The following is a 15,605-nucleotide window of genomic DNA, read 5'->3' as shown; positions in this document are numbered from 1 at the left end:
CTCCACACGTCCGCCACGCCAGGCGGCAGCCCGGCTATTTCTTCTCCGGGGGGCTGTCGAGATCTTCCGCGAGGTAGCTGAGGATCACCTCGTCGAGCGATTTCTCGCTGATCAGGTCCTCACCGAAGATCGATGCGCCTTCCGCCGGCCGGTTCGTCGCGAAGATGCTGGCCGGGCGCGAGGCCGCGTAGCGGCCGGAGCCAGGGCCACCCGAGAAATGCTCGACCGCGACCTGGGGCGCGGGCGGCGCGATGGGCTGCTCGGGATGGACGTTGCTGTAGACCCCGGCGCCGGAGGCCGCGGACTCCGCCCGCCGCCCGATCACCGACGCAGGCGGCGGCGGGAGGTCCTGGATCTGCTGAAAGAACGGCGTCTGTGCCTCGGCAGCGGCGCGCTCCAGCGCGTCGAGATCGAGATCGATCGACGGTTCGGGCTTGATCTCCGGGGGCGACGCCGGGCGTACGGCCCTGCCGGCGAGCGGGCTGGCCGCGCGCCCGCTGCCGAGCGCCTGGAGCGCGACGGGATCGAGCTCGAGCCGGGGGCGCCCGCTGGCCGAAGCGGGCGCCGGCTCGGCCGCCGGGGGGCGCGGCGCTGCGGCGAGGGGCGCGGCCGCTGGCCTTGCGGGCTGAGCGGCGGGCCTGGGCGCCGGCGTGGGCGCGGCTGCCGGCTTCGGGCGCGGCGACGCCTCGGGCACGACGGGCGGTACGACGGGCGGCGCGAGGGGCCGGGAAGGCGGGGGCGGCTTCGGCGCGCCCGTCACCTCGGGCGACGACGGCGACGACGCCCGCGCGGGCTTGCTCGCCTCGGGATGCGACGGGGAGGCGACGGCGCCCGCGGACACGGGCGGGGCGGCCGCGTCATCGAAGAGGTAGTCGAAGTGACCGTCGCGCAGGGCGATGAACATCGCCTTGTGCTGCTCCTTCATGAGGCCGCGAACCGTCTCCGCGAGCGAGGCCTGACCGACGTGCTCCGCGTACGAGGTCTTCGTGGTCTTGAGGATGCGCCCGCCGTCGGCGAAGAGGTGCGTGATGATGTGAGGATGGCGAATGCCCGAGTCCTCAGTCTGTATGTGGAACAACCGCCCCTTATGCCGGACGTTGTTGTTGAAGCCGAGCAAGGGCGACGGGGCTTTCACGACAGGCAATCCGAGGGTGGGGAGGTGAGGAGATCGCGCCAGCGGGGAGCGCTCGCCACGGCCGAGACTATCACAGCGCGGCGCGCCCGGAACGATTCGCAGCGCGCCGGCGTCCCTTCACGTTCCTTCGCCGCTCCTCCGCCGTTCCTCCGCGGTGGGGGAGCATGTCGGGGCTGGTCCTCCGCGGGCCGCACGCTGGTCGCGTCAGGGCAGACAGCGCTCCAGGTCGTCCGCAGTTCCCGCCTGGAGGGCGCACGCCACCTCCGCCTGCGTGAGGTCGGCCTCGCAGCGGACGAAGCCGCGCTCGCCGGCGGCCTCGCGCGCCATTGCGGTCCTCTCGGCCACCTGGGACGCAGCGGGCTCGGGGTTGGCCGCGCGCAGGACGAGCTCGACGTACCGATCGAGGAGCGCGGCGCACGCCTCGGCGGACGGGCGCGGAGCGGCGCGGCGGAGCGCGGCGCGCCCCACGAGGATACCGAACACCAGCAGGACGATCGCCAGGGTTGCCAGGACATCGGCGCGGGTCGCGGGGCGCGTCACTCCAGGCACTTATCGACCTGCTCCGGGGTCGTTGCCTGCCGGACGCACACCATCGCAGCGTCCGTGATGCGGCGCCCGACGCACCTGTCGATGAGCTCCTTGCCGCGGGCGTCCCGCACCGCCGCCGTGCGCTCCTCGACGATCTTCGGGTCGACGACGTTCTGCGCCCGGAGCTCGATCTCGGCGCTCCTCCGGAAGATGGCCTCGCACTCGTCGCGGCTCGCCGGGTGCCCGCACCCGGCCAGAAGCAGAAGGCCGGCGAGCAAGGCCAAGCATGGCGCGGGCCAGGAGGGGATGGGGGCCCGACCCAGGTTGAGGACCCGACCCAGGTTGAGGACCAGGACCCGACCCAGGTTGAGAACCCGACCCAGGTTGAGAACCCGACCCAGGTTGAGAACCCGACCCAGGTTGAGGACCCGACCCAGGTTGAGGACCCGACCCAGGTTGAGGACCCGACCCAGGTTGAGGACCCGACCCAGGTTGCCGGAGACCGTGGAGACGGAATACCGCCTCCTTTGAAGGGAAGTTGAGCCAGGACGGCGACGCATGGCCGCGACGATGGCGCCACGCTCGATGGGGCGCAACAAGGTCCAGCCGAAGCCGACAGCCCGCGGTGACGCACGACCAACCCCAGCCGGCAACCGGCCGTCGTCCACGACCAGCCCACCCGCCCGCCACCGGGCCCGAGTCAAGATGGAAACGTCGCGTATTGCTGGAACGCGTGTGCAGGTCTGTTAGGATTGCTTTCTGTGCGCAAGGCGAGCGAGCACGGTGACAGCGTGGGCGGCGCTCGATCCGTCCGTACGGGCTCCGGGGGTACGCGACGACGCACGAAAGCGACGGCGCAGTCCGTTGCGGGCAGCGGGAATGACGCTGGCCCCCCTGTTCCACGAGAGAAACGGCCCAGCAATGCGCCGCGACGGCGCGCGCCCGCGGCGGCGCTGACCGCGGAGGAGATGTTGCGGCGCGCGCTGGGCGCGGCGACCCCGCGGTCGCGCGCGCTCTGGGCGCGGCGGGGCCTGTCGCTCCGGGGGCCGCTCGACCGGACGACGCAGGCCATGCTGCTGCGGCAGCTCTACCTCGCGTATTTCGAGACACGCCGCTTCGAGCGGGCAGCCGAGGTGGCGGAGCAGATCCTGGCGCTCGGCGTGCTGAGCGACGTCGCCCACCAGGACGCGGCGCGCGCGAAGCAGGCCCTCGGGGACATCGAGGGGGCCGTCGGGCACCTCCGGCTGGCGGCGCGCACGGGGCCGGCGAGCCGGAGGGCGTTCCACTGGTGGACGCTGGGCAGCGTGTATCACCTGGCGCGCCGGTACGACGAGGCGATCGGGGCGCTCACGCGCGCGGCGCGCTGGGGCACGCGGGACAAGCCGCTCTACCAGGGCCACCTCGCCGTCGTGCAGTGCGAGAGCGGCAAGGCGGTGGAGGGGCTCGGCGCGCTGATCGATCGGCTCTCGGAGGTGCCGGCAGGCCAGGGTTACGGCCGGTTCGTGCTCGGGCAGATGGCCTACTTCGACCATCGCTGGGACGAGGCCAAGAAATACCTGGAAGCCTTCGTCCAGCGGAGCACCTCGGGGAGGGCCGCGGTCGCGATCGCGCTCGGCGCGGAGATCGAGGCGGCGCGCCGGACGCTCGCGTCCCTCGCGGAGCGCTGATGCCGGCCTGAACGGACGGCGCGCCGCACGACCCCGATCGCTTTGCTATAGAACCTTCGTGATGACCGCTTCGACTCGTTTCAAGGCAAGCGCCGGCGCCGCGCCGGCGGGTGTCCGACGTGGCGCGCGAGGCGCGCTCGGACCCGCGCTCCCGGCGCTGGTCGCGCTCGCCACGCTCGCGTCCCCGGCGCTCGCGCTGGCCGATGATCAGCGCGACCTGTTCACCCGCGGTCTGGAGGCCGGCCCGCTCTTCGCCGCGCTCGCCGCGCTCGGGGGCGGGCTGCTCACGTGCCTGACCCCCTGCGTGTACCCGATGATCGCCATCACGGTGAGCATCTTCGGGGCGCGGGAGGCGAAGTCCCGGCGCGAGGCGATGCTGCTCTCGACGAGCTTCGTGCTCGGGATCGTCGTGCTCTTCACGACGATGCTCGTGGTCGCGGCGCTCACGGGCAGCCTGTTCGGCGGCGTGCTCTCGAACAGGTGGGTCATCGTCGGCATCGCGGCGGTGTTCATCGCGCTCTCGCTGTCCATGTTCGGCGCGTTCGAGATGACGCTGCCGGACACCCTGATGCAGCGGCTCTCGCAGGTCGGGGGCATCGGCTACGGCGGCGCCTTCCTGCTCGGTCTGGTGAGCGGCCTCGTCGCCGCGCCGTGCACCGGGCCCGTCCTCACGGGCATCATCCTTTGGATCGGAAAGACCCAGAACGTCGGCCTCGGCGCGCTGGTCGGCGCCACCTTCTCCCTCGGGCTCGGCCTGCCGTTCTGGCTCGTCGGCGCGTTCGCGTTCGCGCTGCCGAAGGGCGGCAAGTGGATGCTGGGGGTGAAGTCGTTCTTCGGGATCGTGATGATGGTCGTCGCGCTCTATTTCCTGAAGACGACCTTCCCGGCGCTGTCGTCGCTCGCGCAGCCCACGCCGCAGTTCATGGCCGTCATGGCGGGCCTCGTCGCGGTCGGCCTCGCGCTCGGCGCGGTGCACCTCTCCTGGGACGACGGCGGCGCCGGCGTGAAGGCCCGCAAGGGGGTCGGGATCGCGCTCACGGTGGCCAGCAGCTTCCTGCTCATCGCGAGCCTGGATCTGCCGAAGCTCGCCTCGCCCGTCCCGTCGGCGGTGGCCGGCGAGGCCGCGTCGCCGCAGCTCACGTGGCTGCACGAGGAGCCGGTGGCCGTCTCCAAGGCAAAGGCGGAAGGACGCCCGCTGCTCGTGGACTTCACCGCGGAGTGGTGCGGCGCCTGCAAGCAGCTCGCGAAGGAGACCTTCTCGGATCCTCGTGTCATGGCCAAGGCGGCGCACTTCGTCGCGGTGAAGGTCGACGCGACGGACGATGAGGATCCGCAGATCGACGCGGTGAAGGGCAAGTACAAGGTCGTCGGCCTGCCCACGGTGGTGCTGTACGACTCCACCGGCGCCGAGCGGAAGCGCTTCAACGACTTCGTCGGCCCGGACGTGTTCCTGGCCGCGATCGAGGGCATCCAGTAGCGCGCTGCGCCCGGCAGCAGCGCGCCGCACACGCCGTCGGCATGGCCCAGGAGGACCGAACGCCGCGAGGATGGAGCGACGGGCGCCGCGCCCCTCGCGGCCAGGCCGCCATGAACATCCGCACCTTCCTGCTCGCCGCCCTCGCGCTCTGCGCCCTGCTCGTCGCAGGCTGCGGCGCTGCGGGGCCCACCACCGGGACCGTGGTGTTCGGGGTGACGAGCGAGCTCCGCGCAGGCGCCGACATCGACCTGCTGCGCGTCGTCCTGCGGGTCGACGGACACGTCGTCCACGAGGACGCGCTGGCGCAGAAGAACGGGCAGCTGTTCTTCCCGCGGGAGTTCTTCTTCAGCGATCTCGAGGACGGCGCGGCCGTGGAGATCTCCCTGGAGGCGTTCGGACCGGAGGACACCGAGAGGCCGCTGCTCACCCGCACCGCGTCGACCCGGGTGATCGGCGGCCGCACGCTGCTGCTCCGGGTGCGCCTCGAGCGGGAGTGCGTCGTCGCGCCCGGGGCGGCCACGTGCCCGGCGCCGCAGACCTGCGTGGCCGGCGGCTGCAGCGCCCCCGACGTGGATCCCCGGCAGCTCGAGCCCTACACCACCTCGTGGAACGCGGACGCCGAGCCGGACCTCTGCAAGCCGGCCCCAGGGGAGGAGCCCGTCGTCCTCGTCGGGGAGGGGCAGGCCGACTACTTCCCGCTCGATGACCTCGACGAGGTCCAGGTGGAGGCTGGGCCGCAAGGCGGCTACCACATCTTCGTCGCCATCCGGCTCAAGAACCTCCGCCGGTCCGGCTCGCTCACCGTGGTGAACGGCCTCGTGCCCGAGCTCGGCTATGCGATCGAGCCGCTCGAGGTCATCTTCACCCTGGATCCCGACGAAGGCGGCTTCTGCAAGCTCGCCGGGCTGCGGTTCCGGCTGGATGGCGAGCGGAAGATCGAGGAGCTGCTCGGGAAGGTCGTGGAAATCGAGGTGACGGTGACCGATCCCGACGGAGACGCCGGTACCGGCAGGCGCGCGGTGACGCTCTCGCAGACCATCCTGTAGCGCGCGGGCGCCCTGCGCGGGCGGAGGCACGCGGGCTCACTCGCGCGCAGCGCGCCACCGCGTCATCCAGCCGCCGGTGAGCAGGTCGAGGGTCGCCTCCGCTTCGAGCGCCGCGAGCGTCGCGGTGCGGTGCTCCTCGGGGCTCTGTCCCGGATCGGCCGCGAGCGCGACGGCGCGCTGCCACGCGAAGAGCAGCTCGAGCACGCGCGCCGTGAGCTTCGTCTGCAGCTCGGCGCGCTCGCGGCGGAGGCGCTCCAGGGCGATCTCCTCGTCGGCGAAGACGATCCGGTCGAGCCGCCAGGTCGCGCGCGCCTCGAGCCACAGGCTCGTGCCGCCGGACGCCGTCCTTCGCGTCGGATCGTACTCCGTGGGGGCCAGGCTCTCGGCTTCATCGACGAGCCGCGAGACGCGGAGCCGGAGCTCCGGGAAGAGCGACGACGTCCGCGCGCGCGACGCGATCGCGTCGATGCGCGCCTCGGGATCGAGGAGGCGGGATCGCCGCAGCGCCGCCTCGACGATCGCGCGGGCCATCGCTGGCGTGACCCGGACCGGCAGCGGGAGCGGCGGCTCGGCCTCGGCTGGCTGCGCGGGCGGAGGCGGCTCCGGGAGCTCGCTCTCCGGCGCCGCGCGTGGCGGGCTCGGGGTCACGGGGGCAGGCTTCAGCCGAGGCGCCGCAGGTTCGGCGACGGCGGACGGCGGAGGCGGCGCGCCAGAGCGGGTGGATAGCCGCTCGAGGGGGATGCTCGCGAGCAGCATGCCGGTGAGGGAGCGCTGGCCGCCTTCGAGCCGAGCGATCCCGAGCTCCACAGCGAGCCACAGCGGCTGCGCGCTGCCCGGGGACGCAGCCCAGAGCTCGTGGGGTGCGGTGTCGAGGCGGTCCACGCGCGGGTCGAGCGCCGTGGGCTCGTCATCGAGGGGGAGCTCCGCGCGTGCGCGCGGCGTGAGCAGAGCGCAGGCGAGCGCGCCGAGGAGGAAGAGAGCGGAGCTTGCGATGGATCGGTGGTTCGGGTGCACGCGAAGAGGGTCGACCGCCGCGCATCGCGAGTTGCGTGCGGGTCGACCGGCTCGCTCAGCGGCCCCGGGAAGGCGGGCGCGCCCGGGTGGCGAAGCTCCGCCAGAGCTCCGCTCCACCGCCCAGGGATCGTCCCCGATCGGCGCCAAGGCGCGGCCCGCTGCCCGGGGAGAGGCCCCGCTCCGCGCTGGTGCGCCGGAGCGCCTCGCTGGCGTGAGGTCCCGCGCTCCCGCCGCTTCCTCGGAGCAGCTCGCTCGAACCGCCGCGGGTCGCCGCGACCGCCTGCGCGATCGCCTCCGGCGTCGGCGCCGTTCCTGACGGGAAGCGGGCTGGTCCCTCGCTCGCCGCGCCGCGGGTCGCCGCGACCGCCTGCGCGATCGCCTCAGCCGTCGGCGCCGTTCCCGAGGCGAAGCGCGCCGGCGCCTGGTCGGGCAACGGGAGCGTCGGCTCCGCGACGAGCGTCGCGCTGCGCCCAGGCGCGACCGCCTCGAGGCCGCGAGGCGCGGCCGCTCGGACAGCCTCGGCGGCCACGTCGCTGGTCGCGGCCGGCGCAGCGGGCTCCACGTCGCTGCTCGTGACGACCGCCGCCGCGGCCGCCTCGACCTCCGCGTCATCGCTGGCGACCTGCGCGCTCGACGCCCGCAGCGCCGTGGTCACCGAGCCTCCGCTCGCGCCGGGCACGGCGACAGGCTCGCCGTGCTCTCCGCGGGCACCTGGAATCGACAGGGACGCCGTCCCCGCGGCGATCGCGTCAAGCGCCGGGGATGCCGCATCGCCGACGTCGCCCTCGATGTCTCGCTCCGCGACGTTCATCGACGCACTGGGGCTGCCCGGCGGGATCTCACCTGTCAGTTCCGACGCAGAGGCCGGACGCTCCTCCGAGGTCTCACCCGTCAGCGCCGGCACAGAGGCCGGACGCTCCTCCGAGGTTTCACCGGTCAGCGCCGGCACAGAGGCCGGAGGCTCCTCCGAGGGCGGCCTCGGCGAAACCGGCAACGCGCGTGGCACAGCGACCTCGAGGCCGACCGCGAAAGGCTCGAACACCTCGCCGGCGAGCCAGCCCGTGCACATGCGGAGGTTCGCGCCGGACGGGATGTCGCGCACGAACATGTCGCCGAAGAGCGCGTCGATGGCGAGATCCCGCTGCTCGACCACGGGCCGCTCCCAGCTCGGCATCACCGCGACGACGCGGATGGCGAGCTGCCCTTCCGGGCGACGCGCCCGCGCTCGCGCGAGCGTCCTGGGTCGCACTTCCCAGTAGAGGTAGATTGTCTCGTGATCGACCGCGATACCGACGATCTCGTCGACGTCATACCGCGCCGGGAGCTCCGCGCGCTCGTCGCGCAAGGCCGCCGCAAGACCCAGCGCCACCCCTGGGGCGACGGGCGACGCCGGCGCTTCGACACCTGCAGGCGACGGATCTCGCGGTAGCTGCACCGGAACGTCGCCAGGCGCTCCGGCAACGGGCCCGGGCTGCCCCTGGTGCTCGCTCGCGATCGCGGCCCCGCGAGGCTCGGTCGCGCCATCGTCCCGCGCGAACGGAGCAGGGGAAGCCTCCGCGGCGGCGCTGTCCGCATCCTTCGCGGCTGCGTCCGCATCCGCATCCTCCGCGTCCGCGTCCGCATCCTCCGCGTCCGCATCCTCCGCGTCCGCATCCTCCGCATCCTCCGCATCCGCGTCCACGCCCGGCGCTTCCGCGCCTGCCCCCTGCCCGCGCGGCGCGCTCTCGATGAGCCTCTCCCGGAGCCGCCGCGCATCCTCGTCCTCCGGCGCTCGCGCGAGGATCTCGTCGAGCACCGCGATGGCGCGATCCGTGTGCCCCTGGGACGCATAGATCTCGGCGAGCGTCGTGGTGGACCGCGGCGGCGGCGGCGGGGGGGGCGGCGGCCACTGCTCCGGCGGCGCCTCGCCGCGCAGCGCGCGCGCGGTCTCCGGCATGTGCAGGCCCCGCTCGACCACGCGCGAGAGCAGATCGCGCGCCCGCCCGAGGAAGCCGCGGAGGCGGGCCCGCTCCGGCTCGCTCTGCGCGGTGCGCGCCACGATCTCGTCGATGAGCTCGACCTTCGTGAGCAGGCGCGGCCGCGGCACCCCGAGCCCCTCGGCGCGCGCTATCAGCTCCTCCCGCGTCAGCCCGTCGAGCTCCCGGCGCTCCATCGCCGCCGACGCTACCACATCCGACGCTCGCTCACCCTGGCCGGACCGCTCAGCGAAACGCCCCCTCCGCCGCCGGATCCGCGCTGATCGACGCGAGCCGCGCGCGCGCCGCCTCGGCGTCGCGCGCGATCTGCGCCTTGAGCTCCGGCAGCCCGGAGAACCGCCGCTCCTCGCGCAGCCGGGCGATCAGGTGCACGCGCAGCGCCGCGCCGTAGAGATCCTCGTCGACGTCGAAGAGGTGCACCTCTAGGTTCGGCCGCGCCTGCCCCGACGCCTCGACCGTCGGCCGGACGCCGAGGTTGGCCACGCCGCGCGCGAGCGCGATCGCGCGGCCCGACGAGGTCACCCGATCGACGAGCGTCGCGTACACGCCGAACGGCGGGAGCGCCTCGTCGATCTCGTCGATGTTGCAGGTGGGGAAGCCGATCGTCCGGCCCCGCCTCGCCCCCTGCGCGACGACGCCCGACAGCATGTGCGGGCGCGACAGCATCCGCTCGGCCGACTCGAGATCCCCGCGCGCGAGGGCCGCTCGGACGCGGGTGCTCGACCAGGCCCCCTCGGCGTCGCCGACGAGCGGGTGCGATCGCGTCTCGAAGCCGAGATCCTCGCCGAGGCGCCCGAGCGTCGTGAAGTCGCCGGCGCGCCCGCGGCCGAACCGGAAGTTCGCGCCGACCAGGACGACGCGCGCCGCGAGCCGATCGAGCAGCACGCGCCGCACGAACTCCTCCGGCGTCTGGGCCGCGAACGCGCGGTCGAACGTCACCGCGTCGACCCGGATCGTCGGCTGCACGCGCTGGATGAGCTCGATCTTGCGCGGCAGCGCCGTCAGCGTCGCCGGCGGGGTCCGGCCGAGGACGCTCGCGGGGTGCGGGGCGAACGTGAGCGCCACCGGCTCGAGCCCCCGCCGCTCCGCGTCCAGCGCCGCGTCGGCGAGCAGCGCCTGGTGCCCCAGATGAACGCCGTCGAAATTGCCGATGATCACCAGGCTACCCCGCGGCCCGGCCGCGGCGCGCCCGCCCTGCCCGGAAGCGGCGGCAGCAAAATACTCCACAGCCGCTACCTAACCCGAAGCAGCGCCGAACGAAATGCGGGTGGACGCAGGCGAGAACAGCGCCGCCCGTCACGATACGCACGTACAGCCAAGCGATCGCTGTACAGAGTCGCTTGACGTGCCCATGGCCGACTGATAGAGCCGCGCTCCCCGAAACGGGTTGGAGGCGCGCCGTGTTCAAGAGAGTCAGTATCTTCTCCGGCAACGCCAATTTCCCGCTTACCCAGGAAATCTGTCAGGTCCTGGAGCAACCGATGGGGAAGTCGCGCGTGTCGCGCTTTTCGGACGGCGAGACGTTCTGCGTCATCCAGGAGAACGTCCGAGGCGTCGACACCTACGTCGTTCAGCCCACCTGCTCGCCGGTCAACGACAGCGTGATGGAGCTCCTGATCATGGTCGACGCGCTCCGCCGCGCCTCGGCCGGCTCCATCACGGCGGTCATCCCCTACTACGGCTATGCCAGGCAGGACCGGAAGGTCGCGCCGCGGACGCCCATCACCTCGAAGCTCGTCGCCGACCTCATCGTCGCCGCCGGGGTGAACCGGATCGTCGCGCTCGACCTGCACGCCGGGCAGATCCAGGGGTTCTTCAACATCCCGTTCGACCACCTGTTCGCGATGCCGGCGCTGCTGGAGCACCACCTCCGCGAGCACTACGGCAAGGACGTGGTCATCGTCTCCCCGGACGCGGGCGGCGTGGAGCGGGCCCGCGCTTACTCGAAGCGCCTCCAGGGCACGCTCGCGATCATCGACAAGCGCCGCGAGCGGGCGAACGAGAGCGAGGTCATGAACATCATCGGCGAGGTGGCCGGCAAGCACTGCCTCATCCTCGACGACCTCATCGACACCGCCGGCACCCTGGTGAACGCCGCCAACGCCCTGATGAAGCAGGGCGCCAGGAGCGTCGCCGCCTGCGCCACGCACCCGGTCCTGTCCGGCCCGGCGGTCGAGCGCATCAAGGACTCGCCCCTCACCGAGGTCGTGGTGACGAACTCGATCCCGCTCTCGGACGAGGCGAGGGCCTCCGGTAAATTCAAGGTCGTCTCGGTGGCGCGGCTGCTCGCCGAGGCGATCCGCCGCATCCATCACTCGGACTCGGTGAGCTCGCTCTTCGTCTGACCGGCCGCGCGCGTTCGGCGGCGGGACGCACCGGCGACGCAGGTCGCCCGCGCCCCCTCGCCAGAACACTCAAAAGACACAAAACGCGCCCTCCGGCGGACGAAGGCTCGACTTTCTCTTCTCCGTTCTGCTATAGCGCCGCACCCTACGCCGGGGTGGACCGCGCACCGCGGACACCCGGATCACTTCTGGAGCCGTCGTCATGGACATCATCAAGCTCAACGCCACGAGGCGCGAGGATAGCGGCAAGAGCGCGTCGAGCCGCCTGCGCCGCGCCGGACAGATTCCCGCCATCGCCTACGGGCGCGAGCTCGCGCCGCAGTCGGTCGCCATCTCGCCGAAGGCGCTCCTTCAGGTGCTCGGCTCCGACCACGGCAAGAACTCCGTCGTCGAGCTGGCCATCGAGAATGGCCAGACGCTCACCGTCATGGTGCGCGACTACGACTACCACCCCATCTCGCGGGAGCTCGTCCACGCCGACTTCATCCAGGTGAAGCTCGACCAGCCCGTCGACGTGCAGATCCCCTTCCGCTGCGTTGGCAAGCCGAAGGGCGTGGTCACCGGCGGCGTGCTCCAGCAGATCTTCCGCACGATCCCCGTGCGCTGCCTGCCGGAGAAGATCCCGTCGTTCATCGAGATCGACGTGACCGAGCTCGACCTGGGTGACTCGTACAAGGCCAGCGGGCTGAAGCTGCCGGAGGGCGTGAAGACGCTCCTCGCGGACGACCAGACGATCGCCGTTGTCAACGCGCCCGAGAAGGCTGGCCCCGAGGAAGAGGCGAAGCCCGCCGCCGGCGCGCCGGCCGCTGGTGCGGCCGCTGCGCCCGCCGCCGGCGCGGCTGCCCCCGCGAAGGGCGCGGCCCCCGCGGGCGGCGACAAGAAGGACAAGAAGTAATCCGGGAGCGGGCCGCCTCGCGCCTCCGCACCGCGAGGCGCGCGCGGCCCGCCCTGCCCCGCTCCTCGCCTGCCTCACCTGCATCGTCTGCCCAATTCCGGGGACTCAGCAGAACCAGCTCGTCATGCTGCTCGTGGTCGGCCTGGGGAACCCCGGCAAGGAATACGCTGCTCACCGGCACAACGTCGGCTTCATGGCCATCGACGCGCTGGCCGACGAGGTCCGGGCGGATCCGTTCCGCGAGAAGTTCTCGGGCGTCCACGCGCGGGCAGAGATCGCCGGACAGCAGGCGATCCTGCTCAAGCCGATGACCTACATGAACGAGTCGGGGCGCAGCGTGCAGCCGGCGATGGCCTTCTTCAAGGTCGCGCCCTCCGAGCTGATCGTGCTCCACGACGAGCTCGACCTGCCGTTCGGCACGGTTCGCCTCAAGGTCGGCGGCGGGCACGCGGGGCACAACGGGCTGCGCTCGATCATCTCCCACGGCGGGACGGGCGACTTCGGGCGCGTCCGCCTCGGGGTAGGACGGCCGCCGCCGGGTTTCCGGGGCGAGGTCGCGGATTACGTCCTGTCGGGGTTCGACGCCGTCGAGCGCGCGAGCCTGCCCGACTGCTTGAAGCAAGCTGTCCAAAGTGTGCTAGAAGTCGCCGCCCGCGGCTTCGACGCCGCGATGAACGTCCGAAACACCCGGCCCAAGCCGGGCAAGAGGCAGAAGGGCGAGGGGGATGGGTCGACGGAGCCAGCCCCCGCCGCGAAGGAAGGGAAGGGTCCCCTCCCCCCGACGCAGAAGCCCTGATCCTCTACGGAACAGCCTGCCGAGCTCGCCGGTGCGTCGCTCGACAGGCTGTTCCTTTCCTCGCTCCGGGGCACCGCCCCGGGGCCATTGGCCGAGAGGGAAGACTGAATGAGCCGACAGGTAACGGCGCCCGGGCGCGCCAGAGAGTACGAAACGATCTACATCCTGCGACCCGACATCGACGCCGACGGCGCCGAGCGGATCGGGTCGCGCCTCGCCGAGGTCGTCGGACGCGAGTCGGGCCGGCTGACCAAGGTCGAGACGTGGGGGCGCCGCCGCCTCGCGTACGACATCGCCAAGCACCGCCGCGGCGTTTACGTGTACCTGAAGTACCTCGGGGGCGGGAAGGTCGTCTCCGAGGTCGAGCGCAACCTGCGCCTCTCCGACGGCGTGCTGAAGTACCAGACGGTGCTCGTGCGCAACGACGTCGAGGTCGAGGGCGTCACGATCGCCGACGAGGACGTGAAGTTCGAGCGCCTCGAGCTCACGCCGCTGGAGGACGACCGCGACGATTCGCGCGAGCGTCAGCTCGGCCTGATCGAGCCGGAGCGCCGCATCGACCGGAGCTCCGAGCAGGCCCCGGCGGGCGAACTCGACGATGCCGAAGAGGCTGAGGCGGAAGGCGCCGCCGACGAGGAGGAGAGCTGAGCTATGAACGGCCGCAACAGTGACATGGGCCGCAACGGCGGCGCTGACTACGACGATCGCGACTTCGGGCGCACGCCCGACCTGAACGCCGACGCCCCTGGGCGCCGCCGCACGGGCCGGAAGCGCGTCTGCCGCTACTGCGCGGACAAGGCGCTGGTCATCGATTACAAGGACCCGCAGGCGCTCAAGTACTTCATCTCGGAGCGTGGCAAGGTCGTCCCGCGCCGCATCAGCGGCAACTGCGCGCGCCACCAGCGCAAGGTGACCCTCTCGATCAAGCGCGCGCGCAACATCGCGCTCTTGCCGTTCACCGTCACGGCGTAGGAGGTCGATCATGGCAACCCACATCCATGTGGTCCTCACGGAGGACCTCCACAACGTCGGCAAGAGCGGCGAGCTCGTGAAGGTTCGCCCCGGCTTCGCGCGCAACTACCTCATCCCGCGCGGCCTCGCGGTGGGCGCCACCGCCGAGAACGTGTCCCGCATCGAGCACGAGAAGCGGGTCGCCGAGTCGCGCGCCGCCAAGACGCGCTCCGAGGCGGAGCAGCTCGCGGGCAAGCTCAACCAGGTCAAGCTCACGATCAGCCGCCCGGTCGGCGAGGGCGACAAGCTGTACGGCTCGGTCACGGCGCGCGACATCGAAGAGGCGCTCGCCGCGCAGGGCTTCAGCGTCGACCGCCGCCGCATCGAGACCGACGCGATCAAGTCGCTCGGCGCCCACCCCGTCGTGATCCGCCTCGCCCCGTCCATCACGGCGTCGGTCGAGGTCACGGTCTCCGCCAAGTAGCGCAGCGCCTGGGAGCGCGGCTCAGCCCGCGCTCCCGTGCTTCCCCTCCAGCCGCGCTCCCTCTCCCGCTGCGCCGGCGCGCCCCCTTCAGCCGAGTTCCCTCTCCCGCTGCGCCGGCGTGCCCTCTTCAGCCGCGCTTCCGCCTGACCCACGCCCGCGCGACGTCGTGCCCCCGCGCCACCGCGCGCAGCATGAGCGCCGCGTCCCCCCACCGCGCTCGCCCCTCCCAGACGAGGCTCGCCAGCATCCCGGCGCAGAAGGCGTCGCCCGCGCCCGTCGGATCGTGCGGGCGCACCGGGCGCGGCGCCACGGCGCGCTCGCCCCCGGGGCCGAGCAGGAGCGTCTCCCGCGCGCCATCGGTGACGACCAGCGTCGCCTCGGGGCGGAGGCGCTCGCGGAGCCCGCGCGCCGTCGTCCCCAGCACGTCGAGGTCGCCGGCGCTGCACTTCACGAGGTCCGCCTGCCCGAACAGCCGGAAGCAGCCGCGCACGCCTGCGCCGGCGTCGGAAGCCGACGCGGCACCGGCCCCCGCGCCGGGGACGGACGCGGCGCGCTCGGCGCGCGGCCACATCCGCGGGCGCGCGTTGACGTCGACCGAGACGGCGCACCCTTCGCGGCGAGCGCTCGCGGCCGCCCGCGCGAGCGCGCCGCTCGCCCCGCGCACCGGCGCGATCCCGGTGAAGTGTACGACCCGGGTCTGCCATCGTTCGGGCATCGCTGCAGCGAGCGCCTGCGCCTCGCTCTCGCCCTGCCTGTACCCCGCGAAGCGCGCCTCGCCGCGCTCGATCGCCACGAGCATGAGGCCTGTGCGCGCCGCGCTCAGCGCGAGCCGTCCCACGTCGACGCCGGCCGCAGCGACCTCGTCCTTGAGCCCGCGCCCCATCGCGTCATCGCCCAGCGCGGCGCACAGCCCCGACCGTATGCCGAGCCGGACGAGCGCCGTCGCGGTGTTCACCGCCCCGCCCCCCGGCACACGGCGCAGCAATTTCGCTTGCTCGAGCGGAATGCCTTCGGGCGCATAGAGATCCCACAGCGCTTCACCGACGCAGACCACCTCGGCGGGCTCAATCCTTGTATGGCGTGTTTTGTGATCCACAATGGCGGCTCCCCGCGATGGCTCACGCCGAGGCGCGAAGCGTCATCGCAGCTGAGTCAAGCGCGAAAAGAAATGGCGATGAGACCGGGGTTGCTCAATTTCCATACCTCGCCGCCGGCGTCGGCGCCTCGCCGCGAGGCCCCTCGGCAGCGGCCGCCGACGAGGCCTCCTCGAAAGCGTCCGAGCAAGCCTCCG

General features: G+C 72.6%; 16 protein-coding genes. 9 read left to right on the top strand and 7 right to left on the bottom strand.

Going from position 1 to position 15,605, the window contains the following annotated elements:
* Positions 1–34 precede the first annotated feature (34 nt).
* From POL72_RS49620 to POL72_RS49610, 3 genes are all read right to left on the bottom strand, one after another.
* Positions 35–1,135, bottom strand: a complete 1,101-nt coding sequence (locus POL72_RS49620; protein WP_272104550.1) for a RomY N-terminal domain-containing regulatory protein — start codon at positions 1,133–1,135, stop codon at positions 35–37.
* Between the two features lie 204 nt (positions 1,136–1,339).
* Positions 1,340–1,675, bottom strand: coding sequence for a hypothetical protein (locus POL72_RS49615; RefSeq protein ID WP_272104391.1), 336 nt, complete (start codon positions 1,673–1,675; stop codon positions 1,340–1,342).
* Entirely contained in the window at positions 1,672–1,941 is a 270-nt protein-coding gene (locus POL72_RS49610) for a hypothetical protein (protein ID WP_272104389.1), read from the bottom strand. Before POL72_RS49610 ends, POL72_RS49615 begins: the two co-directional genes overlap by 4 nt.
* 690 nt (positions 1,942–2,631) lie before the next feature.
* Here POL72_RS49610 and POL72_RS49605 point away from each other — a divergent pair.
* From POL72_RS49605 to POL72_RS49595, 3 genes are all read left to right on the top strand, one after another.
* Positions 2,632–3,330 (top strand): tetratricopeptide repeat protein, encoded by a 699-nt coding sequence (locus tag POL72_RS49605; RefSeq protein WP_272104388.1) that lies wholly within the window; start codon positions 2,632–2,634, stop codon positions 3,328–3,330.
* Positions 3,331–3,391: 61 nt separating this feature from the next.
* The gene (locus tag POL72_RS49600; RefSeq protein WP_272104386.1) at positions 3,392–4,807 is read left to right on the top strand and encodes a protein-disulfide reductase DsbD family protein; all 1,416 of its coding nucleotides are present in this window, start codon (positions 3,392–3,394) and stop codon (positions 4,805–4,807) included.
* A 110-nt stretch (positions 4,808–4,917) separates the two neighbouring features.
* Positions 4,918–5,853 carry a hypothetical protein gene (locus POL72_RS49595; protein WP_272104384.1) on the top strand — a complete coding sequence of 312 codons (936 nt, stop codon included), beginning with the start codon at positions 4,918–4,920 and terminating at the stop codon, positions 5,851–5,853.
* Between the two features lie 36 nt (positions 5,854–5,889).
* Here POL72_RS49595 and POL72_RS49590 read toward each other — a convergent pair whose 3' ends face one another.
* From POL72_RS49590 to ribF, 3 genes are read right to left on the bottom strand one after another with little or no spacing between them, the layout of a single operon-like run.
* Positions 5,890–6,867 carry a hypothetical protein gene (locus POL72_RS49590; protein ID WP_272104382.1) on the bottom strand — a complete coding sequence of 326 codons (978 nt, stop codon included), beginning with the start codon at positions 6,865–6,867 and terminating at the stop codon, positions 5,890–5,892.
* A 55-nt stretch (positions 6,868–6,922) separates the two neighbouring features.
* Complete coding sequence (locus POL72_RS49585) at positions 6,923–9,037, bottom strand: tetratricopeptide repeat protein (RefSeq protein ID WP_272104381.1); 2,115 nt, start codon at positions 9,035–9,037, stop codon at positions 6,923–6,925.
* A gap of 31 nt (positions 9,038–9,068) precedes the next feature.
* Complete coding sequence (gene ribF, locus POL72_RS49580; protein WP_272104380.1) at positions 9,069–10,070, bottom strand: riboflavin biosynthesis protein RibF; 1,002 nt, start codon at positions 10,068–10,070, stop codon at positions 9,069–9,071.
* A 173-nt stretch (positions 10,071–10,243) separates the two neighbouring features.
* Here ribF and POL72_RS49575 point away from each other — a divergent pair, with 173 nt between their 5' ends.
* From POL72_RS49575 to rplI, 6 genes are all read left to right on the top strand, one after another.
* Positions 10,244–11,188: a ribose-phosphate pyrophosphokinase gene (locus tag POL72_RS49575; protein WP_272104378.1), complete on the top strand. Its 945-nt coding sequence runs from the start codon at positions 10,244–10,246 to the stop codon at positions 11,186–11,188.
* A 202-nt stretch (positions 11,189–11,390) separates the two neighbouring features.
* Complete coding sequence (locus POL72_RS49570) at positions 11,391–12,083, top strand: 50S ribosomal protein L25/general stress protein Ctc (RefSeq protein WP_272104377.1); 693 nt, start codon at positions 11,391–11,393, stop codon at positions 12,081–12,083.
* 124 nt (positions 12,084–12,207) lie between these two features.
* The gene (gene pth / locus POL72_RS49565; protein ID WP_272104375.1) at positions 12,208–12,879 is read left to right on the top strand and encodes an aminoacyl-tRNA hydrolase; all 672 of its coding nucleotides are present in this window, start codon (positions 12,208–12,210) and stop codon (positions 12,877–12,879) included.
* A gap of 108 nt (positions 12,880–12,987) precedes the next feature.
* A complete protein-coding gene (gene rpsF, locus POL72_RS49560) occupies positions 12,988–13,527 on the top strand; it encodes a 30S ribosomal protein S6 (RefSeq protein ID WP_272104374.1) in 540 nt (179 codons plus the stop codon).
* A gap of 3 nt (positions 13,528–13,530) precedes the next feature.
* Entirely contained in the window at positions 13,531–13,851 is a 321-nt protein-coding gene (gene rpsR, locus POL72_RS49555) for a 30S ribosomal protein S18 (RefSeq protein WP_272104372.1), read from the top strand.
* A 10-nt stretch (positions 13,852–13,861) separates the two neighbouring features.
* Positions 13,862–14,314 carry a 50S ribosomal protein L9 gene (rplI, locus tag POL72_RS49550; RefSeq protein ID WP_272104370.1) on the top strand — a complete coding sequence of 151 codons (453 nt, stop codon included), beginning with the start codon at positions 13,862–13,864 and terminating at the stop codon, positions 14,312–14,314.
* Between the two features lie 127 nt (positions 14,315–14,441).
* Here rplI and POL72_RS49545 read toward each other — a convergent pair whose 3' ends face one another.
* The gene (locus tag POL72_RS49545; protein ID WP_272104368.1) at positions 14,442–15,368 is read right to left on the bottom strand and encodes a PfkB family carbohydrate kinase; all 927 of its coding nucleotides are present in this window, start codon (positions 15,366–15,368) and stop codon (positions 14,442–14,444) included.
* Positions 15,369–15,605: the final 237 nt, after the last annotated feature.

The organism is Sorangium aterium, assembly GCF_028368935.1.
In the GTDB taxonomy this organism is placed as follows: Bacteria; Myxococcota_A; Polyangia; order Polyangiales; family Polyangiaceae; genus Sorangium; species Sorangium atrum.
The sequence above is the reverse complement of the archived record's forward strand: the minus strand, read 5'-3'. Positions and strand labels throughout refer to the sequence as shown.

Coding starts and splice junctions, on each gene's coding strand:
- rpsR (WP_272104372.1), top strand. CDS start 13,531: ATGAACGGCCGCAACAGTGACATGGGCCGCAACGGCGGCGCTGACTAC.
- POL72_RS49570 (WP_272104377.1), top strand. CDS start 11,391: ATGGACATCATCAAGCTCAACGCCACGAGGCGCGAGGATAGCGGCAAG.
- pth (WP_272104375.1), top strand. CDS start 12,208: ATGCTGCTCGTGGTCGGCCTGGGGAACCCCGGCAAGGAATACGCTGCT.
- POL72_RS49595 (WP_272104384.1), top strand. CDS start 4,918: ATGAACATCCGCACCTTCCTGCTCGCCGCCCTCGCGCTCTGCGCCCTG.
- POL72_RS49605 (WP_272104388.1), top strand. CDS start 2,632: ATGTTGCGGCGCGCGCTGGGCGCGGCGACCCCGCGGTCGCGCGCGCTC.
- POL72_RS49600 (WP_272104386.1), top strand. CDS start 3,392: ATGACCGCTTCGACTCGTTTCAAGGCAAGCGCCGGCGCCGCGCCGGCG.
- rplI (WP_272104370.1), top strand. CDS start 13,862: ATGGCAACCCACATCCATGTGGTCCTCACGGAGGACCTCCACAACGTC.
- rpsF (WP_272104374.1), top strand. CDS start 12,988: ATGAGCCGACAGGTAACGGCGCCCGGGCGCGCCAGAGAGTACGAAACG.